At 64.0% G+C, this 13,733-nt stretch carries 11 protein-coding genes; 8 read left to right on the forward strand and 3 right to left on the reverse strand.

The genetic code is table 11. The features are described 5' to 3' along the window. On the reverse strand, nucleotides 1–1,306 hold a 1,306-nt coding region (locus AB1446_05090; GenBank protein ID MEW6546277.1), incomplete at its 3' end, for an APC family permease. Between the two features lie 115 nt (nucleotides 1,307–1,421). Beyond that, entirely contained in the window at nucleotides 1,422–2,069 is a 648-nt protein-coding gene (locus tag AB1446_05095; protein MEW6546278.1) for a histidine phosphatase family protein, read from the reverse strand. 463 nt (nucleotides 2,070–2,532) lie between these two features. Between AB1446_05095 and AB1446_05100 the strand changes: the two genes are divergently transcribed. Next, nucleotides 2,533–4,122 carry an IS1182 family transposase gene (locus tag AB1446_05100; GenBank protein ID MEW6546279.1) on the forward strand — a complete coding sequence of 530 codons (1,590 nt, stop codon included), beginning with the start codon at nucleotides 2,533–2,535 and terminating at the stop codon, nucleotides 4,120–4,122. A 409-nt stretch (nucleotides 4,123–4,531) separates the two neighbouring features. Further along, on the forward strand, nucleotides 4,532–4,660 hold the full coding sequence (locus AB1446_05105) for a hypothetical protein (protein MEW6546280.1): 129 nt from the start codon (nucleotides 4,532–4,534) through the stop codon (nucleotides 4,658–4,660). A 135-nt stretch (nucleotides 4,661–4,795) separates the two neighbouring features. Here the strand turns inward: AB1446_05105 and AB1446_05110 are convergent, their stop codons facing one another. Beyond that, nucleotides 4,796–6,265 (reverse strand): sigma 54-interacting transcriptional regulator, encoded by a 1,470-nt coding sequence (locus tag AB1446_05110; protein ID MEW6546281.1) that lies wholly within the window; start codon nucleotides 6,263–6,265, stop codon nucleotides 4,796–4,798. Nucleotides 6,266–6,620: 355 nt separating this feature from the next. Here AB1446_05110 and AB1446_05115 point away from each other — a divergent pair, with 355 nt between their 5' ends. The 6 genes from AB1446_05115 (at nucleotide 6,621) to AB1446_05140 (ending at nucleotide 13,630) form a co-directional block, all read left to right on the forward strand. Beyond that, a complete protein-coding gene (locus tag AB1446_05115; GenBank protein ID MEW6546282.1) occupies nucleotides 6,621–7,913 on the forward strand; it encodes an aspartate aminotransferase family protein in 1,293 nt (430 codons plus the stop codon). A 93-nt stretch (nucleotides 7,914–8,006) separates the two neighbouring features. Further along, nucleotides 8,007–9,518 carry a CoA-acylating methylmalonate-semialdehyde dehydrogenase gene (locus tag AB1446_05120; GenBank protein MEW6546283.1) on the forward strand — a complete coding sequence of 504 codons (1,512 nt, stop codon included), beginning with the start codon at nucleotides 8,007–8,009 and terminating at the stop codon, nucleotides 9,516–9,518. Nucleotides 9,519–9,832: 314 nt separating this feature from the next. Next, nucleotides 9,833–10,942 carry an alanine dehydrogenase gene (gene ald, locus AB1446_05125; GenBank protein ID MEW6546284.1) on the forward strand — a complete coding sequence of 370 codons (1,110 nt, stop codon included), beginning with the start codon at nucleotides 9,833–9,835 and terminating at the stop codon, nucleotides 10,940–10,942. A 50-nt stretch (nucleotides 10,943–10,992) separates the two neighbouring features. Continuing rightward, nucleotides 10,993–11,358: a 4Fe-4S dicluster domain-containing protein gene (locus AB1446_05130; GenBank protein MEW6546285.1), complete on the forward strand. Its 366-nt coding sequence runs from the start codon at nucleotides 10,993–10,995 to the stop codon at nucleotides 11,356–11,358. A gap of 23 nt (nucleotides 11,359–11,381) precedes the next feature. Next, complete coding sequence (locus tag AB1446_05135) at nucleotides 11,382–13,181, forward strand: aldehyde ferredoxin oxidoreductase family protein (protein ID MEW6546286.1); 1,800 nt, start codon at nucleotides 11,382–11,384, stop codon at nucleotides 13,179–13,181. A 71-nt stretch (nucleotides 13,182–13,252) separates the two neighbouring features. Further along, nucleotides 13,253–13,630 carry an amino acid permease gene (locus tag AB1446_05140; protein ID MEW6546287.1) on the forward strand — a complete coding sequence of 126 codons (378 nt, stop codon included), beginning with the start codon at nucleotides 13,253–13,255 and terminating at the stop codon, nucleotides 13,628–13,630. Nucleotides 13,631–13,733: the final 103 nt, after the last annotated feature.

The following is a 13,733-nucleotide window of genomic DNA, read 5'->3' on the forward strand; positions in this document are numbered from 1 at the left end:
GGGAGGGTGGGGCGGGCGCGGCCAGGGCTGTGAACGCTTCCACCCATAGGTCGGGGGAGGGAGCGGGAAGGCGGCGCCGGGTCAGGTACACCAGCCCCCCCAGGCCCAACAGGCAGACGCCTGCGGCGAGCACCGCCGGGTCGGTCAGGCAGAAGACGAACAGGCATACCACCACCGCCCCCGCGGCCGCGGCCTTACCCGGCCGGGAGGTACTCAGGCGCCAGGCGGCCAGTGCGGTGGCCAGGTAAGCGAAGGCAGAGCAGATGACGGCGGTGCCCACGACAGAGGAGATGGTTGCTAGCGCGCTTGCCGCCACCGCCGGAGCCACGAGGGTGGCGAGCGCCGCGTCGGGCGTGCCGCGGCGGGGATGCAGGCGCCCCAGGGCAGGCGGCAACAGTCCGGTGGCGGCCATGGCGACCAGTAGGTGCGTGGCCGCGAAAGTTATGGCCGCTGCCGTGCCCAGGGTGGAGACCAGGACTCCGGTTCCCAACACCAGTTCGGCAACTGCGGCCGCCGGTTTCCATCGCGGGAGGAGGCCGGCGGCGACGCCGCGGGCACAGGAGACCAGGGGGGCAGTGTTCCCCGCAAGTTCCGTCCGGGAGAGCACGAGCAGCGTCGTGAGGTTTGCGAGGAGGTAAAGGGCGGCGCACGCTGCCGTCCCCAGGATCAGCGCCAGGGGGATGGTTCGGTGCGGATTCCTAACCTGCCCAGCGGGGATGCTCCCTACCTCGAATCCGGCATATGCCCAGAACACCGGGACGAGCAGGGCGCCGGCGGCGTCCCAGGGAGGGAGCTGAAGGGGCAGTAAGTTGGCCAGTGCCCGTCCCGGGTGCAGGGCTGCCCAGGCCAGTCCTCCCGCAACGACCACCAGCAGGGGCAGCAGCCTGGCTACGGTGAGCAGGTCGGTGATCAGGGAAGCCAGCCGGGGGCCCTGGTAAATGGCCAGGGCCACCAGGAGCAGGAAGCCCGCCCTGACCGGTGACGTCCACCAGGGCGGCCACGCCGCCGCTGCCGCGATCATCGACTGCAGGTAGCGGGAAAATGCTATGGGCAGGGCCACCAGGGACGACCACTGGGCAACCAGCACCGCCCAGCCCGCCATGAAGCCGGCCAGGGGACCGAAAGCCCGGCGCGCGTAAAGGTAGGGCCCCCCGTTGCCGGGCACCACAAGGGCGCAGGTAGCGAAGGCCATGGCCACGGCCATGGCCATCACCGCTCCTGCTCCCCAGACGAAAAGGCCCGATGACCCCAGGTCGGCTCCGAACGCGGAAGCCACGTACAGGTCGGCTCCGATGGTTCCCCCCATCACCAGCAGGACAACCTGGCCCAGGCCAAGATAATGTGTGGGTCCCGCGGGCGCGCAGTTGCGTGGTTGCGGCTGCCGGGACAAAGAGACCCCCCGTCCAGCATATGAGGGGGGCTCAAAAGTCGGTGCGGTCGGGGGCCTTCAGGTGGCGGAGGTGGCAGGTGTCGTTCATCAAGACCACTTCCACCCGCTCCCCCCGCCACTCCAGCGCGTTCAGACAGGCCGTATCCTGGCGGATGCGCCAGAATCCTGCCGTCCCCGCCCCCAGCGCGCGGGCCAGGAGCACCTTGCACACCACGCGATGGGTGACCACGAGGACCGCCGTTGCCGGGTGAGATTCCACCAGGCGCCCGAGAGCCGGCCAGGCCCGCTCCTCCACCTCGGCCAGCGATTCTCCCCCGGGGAAAGTGACGGCGGCGGGATCGCTGGCCCACTTCCGGTACAAATCGGGGTAGCGCTCCTCCACCTCCTGGCGGGACAGCCCTTCCCAGGCGCCGAAGTTGAGGTCGGTCAAAGCGGGCTCGACCCGCGGGTCGTCGACTTCCAGGGAAGCGCAGGCGATGCGGGCAGTTTCCAGTGCCCGGGAAAGGGGACTCGACACGACTGTGGTGATCCCCGCGTCGGCCAGGGCTTCGCCCAGTGCCCGCGCCTGTTGCCGCCCCAGGTCGTCCAGGGGGATGTCGGTCTGCCCCCGGAAGATTTCCTCGCGATTCCACGTGGTGCGGCCGTGCCTTGCGAGGTATATTCTGGTAATGGAAGCCACGAGTGCATCACCCGGTGCAGTGTTCGGCGGGCGAGGCGGGGATTCCTGGTAGGACGCACGGAAGGACGGCTGCCGGAAGCGGAGAGAGCGGCACTTGCCTGGCGCTCTCGCACTTCCGTCCTGCCCGACTCACTCTTAGTCAGGAGACGCAGTTGTTCTGGCCACGGGTGGAGAGCCACTGATTCCGGACATCAAGGGGGTAACTGGTCCCAGGGTCGTTACTGCCTTGGAGGTTCTTCAGTTTATCAGCAAGTCGGCGCGAACGTGCTGATCGTAGGCGGCGGCATGGTGGGGTGCTAGGAGTCCGCTTCGAAACCCCCTCTAAGGGAGCTCAGGCGGCCCTCTTGTAAGTCCGTTTCCCACTTCTGGGAACCTCCGCCTGGAAACATATGTTTGGACAATCCCCGCAGACCTTGATAGAATGCAGCCGTAGCAACGATTCTAGGCAAGGTGGGCGGTGCGTATGCTGGGCTACGTCAACACCAACTGGCATGTGGAGGACACCTGGGGATGGATGGACCGCATCCCGAAGAAGTCTTTCTGGGCCCGTTTTCGCGCCTGGGCCTGGGAGCAGGGCAACCTGAAAGACGAGGAGTTCGCCCACCTTTACTCCGACATCGGCCGGCCCTCGGTGAGCCCCGCCCAGCTTACCGCGGCCATCCTCATTCAGCTGGAGAAGAACCTTTCCGACCGCGAGCTGGAGGAGGCCACCCTGTACGACGACCGGGTGAAGTACGCCCTGGGCATGTCGCGCAACGGCCCGGGGCTTGACGCGGTGACGTTGTGCCGCTTCAGGCAGCGGCTGATGGCTGCCGACGGCGCGAAGATGCTGCTTGACAAAGTGGTGGCGCTCGGGAAGGAGCGGGGGCTCATCTCGAAGGAGACGGTGGCCATCGTGGACACCTTCCTGGTGGAGGGTGCGGCGGCCAGGCAGGACACCATCACCCTGATCAGGCGGGCGGTGGCCATGGTGCTGAAGGTGGCCGCTTTCCACGAGTGCAGGGAGGAATTGGAGCAACTCCTTGAGCGGAGGGACTACGGCTCGCCCAAGAAGCCGACCATCGACTGGTCGAACCCGGCCGAAAAGCAAGCCCTGGTGGAGAGCTTGGTGAAGGATGCCCGCCGGCTGGTGAAGGCGGTGCGCGAGAAGGGTGATGCTCCGGAGGAGTTGAAGAACGCGGTCGACTTCCTGGAGCGGGTGGCGGAGCAGGACATCGAGGAGGATGGCGAGGGCAGGATACGCATCCGCCAGGGGGTGGCGAAGGACCGGGTGATATCCACCGTCGATCCCGAGATGCGGCACGGGCACAAGACCTCTTCCAACAAGGCCGACGGGTACAAGGCACACGTGATAGTGACGGGTGAAAAGGGCGAGTGGATCACGGGGGTGGAAGAGACTCCTGCCAACGCTCGGGACGCGAGCAAGGCGGAGGAACTCGTCGACCAGCACAAGGCGCGTGTTGGTGCCGATTCCCCGGAGTTGCTGGGCGACTGCCCCTTTGGTGACCCCGAGTTGCGGGAGAGGCTGGAGGCCAAAGGGGTGAGGGTGGTGGCGCCCGTCCCCCCTGCTTCCCGGCGGGACGGCCACTTCAGCAAGGACGACTTCGAGATCAATGTGGAGGAAGGGTATGTGAGGTGCCCGGCGGGGCAGGAGACGAGGACGCTCACCTGGGGCAAAGATGAGCGCGGGCGAAAGATTCCCGTGTACAGGTTTCCCGCCGAGGTGTGCGCGTCCTGTCCCCTGCGAGCCAGGTGCACGTCGAGCAAGCTGGGCAGGCAGGTGAGGCTGCACCCCCGCGAGGAAGTGCTGCAGGCCCTCAAGAGGGAGCAGAAGACGCCCGAGTTTCGGGAGAAGTACAGGCAACGCGCGCACATCGAGCGGACCAACTGTGACCTCAAACGCCATGGTGCGGGTAAGGCGCGGTACATCGGGCGGATCAAAGTGAAGTTCCAACTGATCATGGCGGCGGTGCTTCACGACATCAAGCTCCTCCTGGCAGCTCTTGACGGGCAGCCTGGGGAACTCCTTGCACAGGGGGTAGTGTCGGCTTGAGTGGGGATACGGGGAAGGAAGGGGTGGTTGAAGGGCTGATTGAGGGCTAACTACGGGCATCGCGGGGGCACGTTGTGCTCCCACCGGCAGGTGAGACCCAGATCTTTCCTTGGAAACAGGGGTTAGAGGCATCGTTTCAGACCCTTTTGGTGCGGACTCCTAGACTGCCGACTTCGTAGGGGAACGTGGACACAGGGTGACCATCATCGAGATGTTGCCTGAAATCGCCAGTGGACGTTGAGGACGCAGTGAAGCACTTCCTCTTGCAGAGGCTGAAGGCCTATGGGGTGCGGGTGGAAACGGGAGCCGTTGTGGAGGCGTTCGTTGAGGACGGGGTAATAGCGAAAAGGGATGGCCGGGAGATGCGGTTGACCGGTTCGACACGATCGTCCTTGCTACGGGTGCAAGGTTGGTAAACCCGCTACGGGAAGAGCTGGAAGGCAAGGTGGCCGAGGTGTACGTTATCGGCGACGCTGCTTCCCCGCGGAAGGCCTTGGAGGCAGTCGAGGAAGGAGCACGAGTCGCGCTCAAGTTGTAAGTCGGAGTCCAGGCCCAGTGTCGCAGCAGCCCGCACTCCGCGGTCTGCTTGCGTAATGAGCCGGGCAGCCGGTGCGGCGGCACTGGCGGAAGGGTGGCTGCGGGGGGCCCGCTAAAAAGGGACGCGCAGGTATGACTACCGCCCATGAGTCGGTTCGTGAACGCCCTCGGTCTTGTGGTTTGCTTCTTTGAGTACATATTGTCTGATCTTGCGGATGGCCGCGCTCTGGCTGATGCCCAGGGCGCGTGCCACTTTGTAGCTGCTCTTCAGGGTTGCGTACGCCTGACGGATCATCTCCTCTTCCAGCAGTGCCTTGGCATCCCGGAGGCTCATGGAGTCCCGGCGGGCGATGTCGACGGTGCGCGCGGAAGCCCGGATGTTGTCGGGAAGGTCTGCTTCCTCGATCACGTCCGCGCGGGCGGTGAGAACCAGCCGCTCCATCACGTTCCGCAGTTCGCGGACGTTCCCCGGCCAGGTATAGGCCAGCAGGCACTCCACTGCCCCCTGGGAGAGCTGTCGCCGCAAACCGAATGCCTCGTTGCACTTGTTCAGGAAGTGGTAGATGAGAGGCAGGATGTCCTCCCGGCGCTGGCGTAAGGGCGGGATCCATATGGTGAGCACATTCAGGCGGTAATAGAGGTCCTCGCGGAAGCGGCCCTCCCGGATGAGTTCCTCCAGGTTCTGGTTGGTGGCCGCTATGATCCTCACGTCCGCGTGCTTCTGGTGGCTGCTCCCGACGGGGAAGAAGCGTTTCTCCTCGATAACCTGCAGGATCTTGGGTTGCAGGGCCAGGGGCATGTCGCCTACCTCGTCCAGAAACAGGGTTCCCTTGTCGGCCGCGGCCAGCAGCCCGGGTTTTCCTTCTCTCCGGGCGCCTGTGAAGGCGCCGGGGGCGTAACCGAACAACTCCGACTCCAGCAGGCTTTCGGGAATGGCGCTGCAGTTGATCTTCACGAAGGGCTGGTGCCTGCGCTGGCTAAGGGAGTGGATGGCCCGGGCGATGAGGTCCTTGCCCACGCCCGATTCTCCCGTAATGAGGACCGTGGTTTCCACGCTGGCGGCTATGCGGGCGAGGTCCACGGCGTTGCGCATGGCCCGGCTGTTGTAGACCAGCCCCTCCGGGGCGTTCTTCTCGGCCGCCTCGGCGGCGTACCGTTCCAGCAGTTGCCGCTGGGCCTGGATCTCCTGCTGGAGGCGGACGAGTTCGGTCACGTCGCGGGATGTGCACACCACCATCCTAATGGAGCCGGAAGAGTCGAATATGGGGACCCCGGTGATGACCAGCTTGCGCCCGATCATAGTGTTCTGCTCAATGGTCACCGGCTTTCTGGTCTGCAGCACCAGCGGGGTCACCGCGGGCCAGTAGACACCCTGTTCTTGCAGCTCCAGCACGTGCTTGCCCAGCAGTTGATTGACGGGTACGCCATAGTGCCTCTCGCACGTGCGGTTGGCGTATATGGTGTAGCCCCTCCCGTCGGTGATGTATACCTCGTCCTCGATGGCGTTGAGGATGTTTTCGAACTGGTCCGCAGTGAGAGAACGAAGGTCGCAGGTATCACCGTGTGTGGGACCAGGTGATCGGTCGCTGCCCGGACCGTGCGCCATCTTATTCCTCCGCCCCCTGTTGATCGGATAATTCTCGTTTGCCACTGGCTTTCCCTGCCGGGCACCAAGTCGTTCCCGCTAAATGCTGAGTCATCTGCGCATCACAGCATGCCGGCAGCCGGCAGATGGAAGTGCCCTTGCGCGGCTCCGGATCCCGATGTGGGGGGTGGGATCGATTGCCCGGGGCCTTTCGAGGGGTTGGCACAATTATTGCTACCGGTGGCTGGACGGCAAGGCGTGTCCCGTGACAGAACGCCCGGCACGAGAAAGGTGGTGCTCCGTTGCACCCACCGGGCAGGACAGGTAGGTGCCTGGTCGTGCTGACCCCAGTTCGAGAAAGGAGTCGTGATTTCAGGTGCACGTCGATCCGGGGGAAGTGTCGCAGTGCAAGGAGAGGTACCTGTTCCCCAATGTGAGGACGTATTACTCCCAGCCCCTGGTGTTGGTGGACGGCCAGGGGGTGCGGGTGCGGGACGCCGCCGGGCAGGAGTACCTGGATTTCTTCGGCGGCATCCTGACCACCAGCGTAGGTCACGCCCACCCGCGGGTCACCGAGGCCGTGTGTCGCCAGGTTCGGGAAATCATGCACACCTCCACGTGCTACCTGAACGAACCCATGTTGAAGCTGGCCCGCCGCCTAGCCGAGATCACCCCGGGCAGGCTACAGAAGTGCTTCTTCACCAACAGCGGCACGGAGGCTATAGAGACGGCCATTATGGCCGCTCGTCTTTACACGGGTCGCCAGGAAGTGATTGCACTCCGGCACAGCTACCACGGCCGTTCCCAGCTGGCGACTACGCTTACCGGTAACGCCACCTGGCGCACCGCCGGGGCCTTGCCAGGGGTTGTGCACGCGCACAACGCGTACTGTTACCGGTGTGCCTTTGGCCTGTCGTACCCCGGTTGCGACGTGGCCTGTGCCCAGGACATCGAGGAGCTGATCAGGACTACGACGACCGGTGAGGTGGCCGCGTTCGTCGCCGAGCCCATCCAGGGCGTGGGCGGTTTCATTACTCCACCCCCCGAATACTTCCGGGTGGCGGTGGAAATCGTGCGCCGGCACGGGGGCGTGTTCATCTGCGACGAGGTGCAGACCGGCTTCGGGCGTACCGGGAAGTACATGTTCGGCATCGAGCACTGGGGCGTGGAGCCGGAGGTGATGGTATTCGCCAAAGGGCTGGCCAACGGGGCCCCCGTAGGGGTCACCATAGCGGTGCCCGAGGTGGCCGATGCCTGCACGAACTACAGCATATCCACCTTCGGCGGCAACCCGGTGAGTATGACGGCGGCCCTGGCCACCCTGGAGGTGGTCGTCGACGGTGCCGTACCGGAGCACGTGGACGGGGTGGGGAGGCTGCTGTTCGAAGGGTTGCAGAAACTGGCAGAGCAATACCGTTTCATCGGCGAGGTGCGGGGCAAGGGCCTCATGGTAGGGGTTGAGTTGGTCGGGGAGGACAGGTCGCCGGCACCCGACCTGACCAACCGATTCATGGAGTGTGCCCGCGAGGAAGGTGTGCTGGTGGGCAAGGGCGGGCTATACGGGAACGTGCTCCGCATTGCCCCGCCCATGACGGTGGGGGAGCAGGAAGTGGAAGAAGCGGTCGATAGGCTGGGCCGCGTGTGCTGTCGGCTGGCGGGGAGCGCATAGCGGGCTGTCACGCGGTGCGTGCCGCCTGCCTGACGTGGCGGGCGGTGCCCGCGACAGGATGGACGAGCAGCGTCATCAGGAGGGAGACCGGGTATGCACAGCGACGTCAAAGTCACGGCACAGGCAGGAGTGGAACGGCTGCGCAACTATGTCGGGGGCAAGTGGGTGGAGTCCCGTTCCTCGGTGTGGGAGGAGGTGAGGAACCCGGCCACGGACGAGGTGCTTGCCCTGGTACCCTTTTCCGCCAAAGAAGAAGTGGACGAGTGCGTGGCGGCGGCCAAGCGGGCGTTTCCCGAGTGGCGGGCGACTCCCGCGGTGGAGAGGTGCCGTTACCTCTTCCGCCTGAAGCATCTCCTGGAGGAGAGGCAGGCGGAGCTGGCCCGGGTAATCACTCTGGAGCACGGGAAGGAATACCGGGCTGCCTACGGTGAGATGCGGCGGCTGATTGAGATGGTGGAGGTAGCCTGCGGTATTCCCACGTTGATGATGGGTGATTATTCTGAGCAGATCGCGCCGCGGATAGAGGAGTACAGCATCCGGGTGCCGCTCGGCGTTTTTGCGATGATCCCTCCGTTTAACTTCCCGGGCATGGTGCCGTTCTGGTTCATGCCCTGGGGGGTGGCGTTGGGGGACACCTATATCATCAAACCGAACCGGCAGTGCCCCATAACCCAGCAGCGGTTGTTTGAGTTGATAGAAGAGGTGGGGTTCCCGCCCGGGGTGGTCAACCTGGTGAACGGCGGGCGGGAAGTGGCGAAGTGGCTGATCGAGCACCCGGACGTGAAGGGTATCTCGTTCGTGGGGTCGACGGAAGGGGCGAAGGCCATATACCGCATGTGCGCCGAGCACGGTAAGCGGTGCCAGGCGCAGGGAGGGGCGAACAACTTCCTGGTGGTGATGCCCGATGCCGACCTGGACGCCATCATGCCGAACATCATGGAGTCCTGCTTCGGCAACAGCGGGCAGAGGTGCTTGAGTGGCGGGGTGGTGCTGGGGGTGGGCCCCATCTACGAACGGTTGAAGGAGAAGTTCCTGGAGGCGGCCAGGAACCTGAAGGTGGGATGCGGGCTGGACGAGGACACGGACCTCGCGCCCGTTGTGTCGCGGGAGGCGTTGCAGAAGCTGCATGCGGCCATAGAGCAGGGTATCCGTGAGGGTGCGAAGCTATTGCTAGATGGGCGGGGCGTGAAGGTGGAGGGGTATCCGAACGGGTACTTCCTGGGTCCGACGGTATTTGAGGCGGAGCCCGGGATGTACGTGTTCGACGAGGAGATATTCGGTCCCGTGCGCTGTCTGAAGCGGGTGGAGACTGTTGACGAGGCGATCGAGCTCATTAACTCCAGCCGTTACGGCAACGCGGCCACCATCTACACCCAGAACGGTGCCTGGGCGCGGGAGTTCCGCTTCCGGGTGGAGTGCGGGAATGTGGGGATAAACGTGGGCGTGGTGGCGCCGATGGCGTTTTATCCCTTCGCCGGGATGAAGGATTCGTTCTTCGGCGACCTGCACGGCCAGGGCAAGGATGTGCTGGACTTCTTCACGGACCGGAAAGTGGTCATAGAGCGCTGGTTCCCGGAGAAGGAAGTAAGGGAGCGTTGGTTCTGACGCCGCCCGCCCGGCCAGCCGGTACCTAGCGGGAGCTGGCTATTCAGCGAGGAGACAGTGGGCGGAGCAGCTGGGCCGCTTTGACCGACTAGGCCGCTAGAGTGACTCGACCAGTCGCTGAGTCTCGACGTACTCACGTGAGTCTGTGTGGCATCAAGGCATTTCTCCCTGCTGGCTCGCATTGTCCGAGAAGGTGCCTTCTTAACACAAAATTGGCTCTTTGGGTGGGCTATACTGGTCGCTGGCATGTTTCTTGCGTGGCAACTGCGTGTGACGGCCCGCAGGGGTCTGGCCGAAAGGTGGGGACAGGGTCGTTGCGCATAGGTGTTCCGAAGGAGGTCAAGGCTGACGAGCAGCGGGTGGGCCTCACCCCGGCAGGGGTCATGTCGCTGACCAGGGGGGGCCATGCGGTCCTGGTAGAGACGCAGGCGGGGGCTGGCTCCGGCATCAGCGATGAGGAATACGCCGCCGCGGGGGCCTGCATCGTCTACGGCCCGGAAGAGGTATACGGCGAGGCGGACCTCATCGTGAAGGTCAAGGAGCCCTTGCCCTCGGAGCATCGGCTGCTGCGTCCCGGGCAGGTTTTGTTCACCTACCTGCACCTGGCCGCGGACAGGAGGCTGGCCGAGGCCCTGGTGGAGCGGGGCGTGGTGGCGATCGCCTACGAAACGGTGGAGGCCCCCGACGGGTCCCTGCCTCTGCTTGCCCCCATGAGTGAGGTGGCGGGCCGCATGTCGGTGCAGATCGGGGCCCGCCTGCTGGAGAAGCGGTCGGGGGGAAGGGGAGTGCTGTTGGGAGGGGTGCCCGGCGTGCCACCTGCCCAGGTGGTCATTGTGGGGGGTGGGGTGGTGGGCACGAATGCCGCCAAGGTCGCGCGCGGTATGGGGGCGAGCGTGTGTGTCTTCGACGTGAACGCTGCCCGCCTGCGTTACGTGGACGATTTGTTCCGCGGCACGGTGACCACACGCATGTCGAACCCCTATGACCTGGCGGTGGCACTGCGGGAAGCCGACCTGCTGATCGGGGCAGTGCTGGTTCCCGGGGCAAAGGCCCCCCAGGTGGTGAGCGAAGAGATGGTGGCGGCTATGAGGCCGGGGTCGGTGATAGTGGACGTGGCCATCGACCAGGGGGGCTGCGTGGCCACGGTGGACCGGATCACCACGCACTCTCAACCTACTTTCGTGAAGTACGGCGTGGTGCACTACAGCGTCCCCAACATCCCGGGGGCCGTGCCCCGCACGTCGACTTTTGCGCTCACCAACGTGACGCTGCCCTATGTGGTTCGCTTGGCCAACCTGGGGTGGCGCGAGGCGGCGCTTGCCGATCCCGGCCTTGCCAAGGGCCTAAACGTGGTAGATGGGGACGTCACGCATCCGGCGGTGGCAGCGGCACTCGATATGCCGTATACCGGTCTCGCAGGGTGAGCGAGTCCGAGGGGGTGCGGATTTTGCTCCGGTTCACGGCGGACAAATGCGTGGGGTGCCACTTGTGCGAGCTGGCGTGTTCCGTCACCCACCACGATGTATTTGACCCTGGCCGGGCATATCTTGGCATACGTTCGGTGTACGTTGATGACGGGTTACTAGTCCGTGCGAGCCTTTGCATCGGTTGTGACGCGTGCGTGGATGCGTGTCCCACTGGGGCGGTATCTAGGGAAAACGGAGGCTATGTGGTGCAACGGGACCTGTGCACAGGGTGCGGTGCGTGCGTGCAGGCATGCCCGCAGCAGGTCGTGCGCATCACCGATGGCGTGGCGGGCATGTGTGACATGTGCCGCGATGCTGGCATGCCGCAGTGTGTGCAGTGGTGCAGACCTGGGGCACTGGTAGTAGCAGGGTAGGTGGGAGAAGAGGTGGGCGCGCAGTGATAGCCTATACCGGAAAGTACGCGGTGGTAGACCTTTCGGACGGCAGCATCCAAGTGCGGGATACTCCCTTCGAATGGGTGCGCAAGTATTACGGGGGGAAGGGGCTAGTGTTCAGGTACCTCGCGGGAGAACTCCCCCCTTCGGTAGATCCACTCGGCCCCGATAACCAGCTCGTTTTGGCGGCAAGTCCTCTTACCGGGACTATTGCCCCTTGTTCGGGCAAGCTGACCGTGGGGTCGAAATCCCCGGCCACAGGTACCATATTGGATTGCTCCGTGGGCGGTGGGTTCGCGGCCCAGCTTAAGTATGCAGGATACGATTTTCTTGCGGTGCGGGGGAAGGCGCCCCACCCTGTGTACCTGTTCATCGACGACGGGGACATAACGGTGCGCCCCGCCTCTGATTTGTGGGGCAAGGGTACCCGGGAGACTGACTCAGCCCTGCGCAGTGAGCTAGGGCTGGACATTTCCGTAATTGGCATCGGGCCAGGCGGCGAGAATATGGTTCGCTTCGCCTGCCTGACAGCGGACGTATACCGTCAGGCGGGCCGAGGGGGAGCGGGTGCCGTGGCCGGCAGCAAGAACCTGAAGGCCGTGGCGGTTAGGGGATCTCGGGCGGTGCGCGTGCCTCATGGCCGGAAGTTCCTGGATAGGATAAGGGAGATCGTGTGGGAGGCGGTGTTGGGCCCTGATAACGACTGGGCGATCAGCGACGGCACCCCCGTATTGGTTGATCTCTGCCACACGATTGGGGTGCTGCCCACGCGAAACTTCCAGGAGGGAACTTTCGAGGACCATGAAAAGATCAACACAGACCGGGTAAAAGCTCATCTCAAGCAACGGCGGGCTTGCTTCGGCTGTCCCCTCGCCTGCGGCAGCTACGTGGACGTGGGTGGGTGGCGTGTGGAAGGCCCAGAGTACGAGACCCTGGCCATGGGCGGGTCGAACTGCGGTATTTCCGATTTCGGTGCTATCGTACGTTTCAACAAGATGTGTGACGATTTGGGTCTCGACACCATCTCGACCGGGAACGTCCTAGGTTTTGCTATGGAGTCCACAGAAAGGGGGGTACGCGATTACGGGCTGAGGTTCGGCGACACGCAAGCCTACCTGAAGGCGGTCGAGGACATCGCGCTGCGAAGGGGGGTGGGAGAGCTTCTCGGCCAGGGAGTGCGGTACCTGGGAGAGAACTTCGGGGGATACGATTTTGCGATGCACGTGAAAGGTTTGGAGATGCCGGCATACGACCCGAGAGGTTCCTGGGCCATGGCTTTGGCGTACGCGACCGCTGATCGGGGGGCCGACCACCTGCGGGCCTGGGCAATTGCGCAGGAGGCGATGGCCGGCATGGATCCGTTCACCGGCGAAGGCAAACCCGAACTCGTCGCTGACCTGCAGTGGAAGAACGCGGCCAAGTGGTCGGTTGGGGTCTGCGACAGTTGCTCGATGTCGCCTGAGATCCTGGCGGAACTGCTGTCGCTGGCTACCGGCTGGTCGCTGACAGGGGCGACCGACATCGTGCGGGCTGGCAAGCGGATCTGGCTCCTGGGCAGGCTCTTCAACGTGAGGGAGGGCTTCCGTCGTAGGGAGGACACGCTTCCTGTGCGAGTGTTCGAGCACCCAGTCAGAGGGGGTCCTGCCGACGGTGTTGTGGTTCCCAGGGCAACCTTTGAGGAGATGCTGGATCGCTATTACGTTCTCATGGGCTGGGATCGGGAGGGCGTACCTACGCGAGAAGCGATCGAAGAATGTGCGCTGGAATCCGAAGTGGTTGTTGCCTTCAGGAAGCTCCCGTAGGGAGCCTAAAACGGTCTTGAGAACCCGCGTGGAAGTCCCCAAGAGGACAAAGAAGGGAGTCAAGTTGCCCCATGGAGCGGAAGCTGGAGAAATCGTTAAACCCTGTCCTGGTCCTGTTTATGGCACTCGGGCTCACAGTGGGTATCTGGGTTAACGTGGAGCACTGGTGGATTGGTGTTACAGGTCCCTCGATAGCGCTGGCTTTTGTCGTCTGCGCAATCTTGCTGATCCCGATAGCGCTCGTGTACGCTGAGTTGACACCCGCAATCCCTTATGCTGGCGGAGAAGTGTACTACACAGGGGCCGCGTTCGGTCCTGGGATAGCATTTTGGGTTGGGTGGACCCAGTTGCTACCCTACTTGGCCATGCCTGCCTTTATTGTGATGGCTACAGTTGAGGTAACGAGCTTTTTGCTTGGTGCTCAGACGAGATCCCTGAAAAACGCCTGAACCCTTGACTCCGTTATGCTCCAAGCTTTGCCTTGATCTGGGAACAATCCGTGTCACTACAACTCTGCCATCGGTGCCGCCCAGCACCGGAGATCGTTGCGGC

It is taken from the genome of Bacillota bacterium, assembly GCA_040757085.1.
GTDB lineage: Bacteria > Bacillota > Sulfobacillia > JACIYH01 > JACIYH01 > JACIYH01.

Excerpts from the sequence above, each read along its gene's own strand:
- AB1446_05110 (MEW6546281.1), bottom strand. The coding sequence starts at position 6,265 with ATGGCGCACGGTCCGGGCAGCGACCGATCACCTGGTCCCACACACGGT.
- AB1446_05120 (MEW6546283.1), top strand. The coding sequence starts at position 8,007 with ATGCACAGCGACGTCAAAGTCACGGCACAGGCAGGAGTGGAACGGCTG.
- AB1446_05140 (MEW6546287.1), top strand. The coding sequence starts at position 13,253 with ATGGAGCGGAAGCTGGAGAAATCGTTAAACCCTGTCCTGGTCCTGTTT.
- AB1446_05100 (MEW6546279.1), top strand. The coding sequence starts at position 2,533 with ATGCTGGGCTACGTCAACACCAACTGGCATGTGGAGGACACCTGGGGA.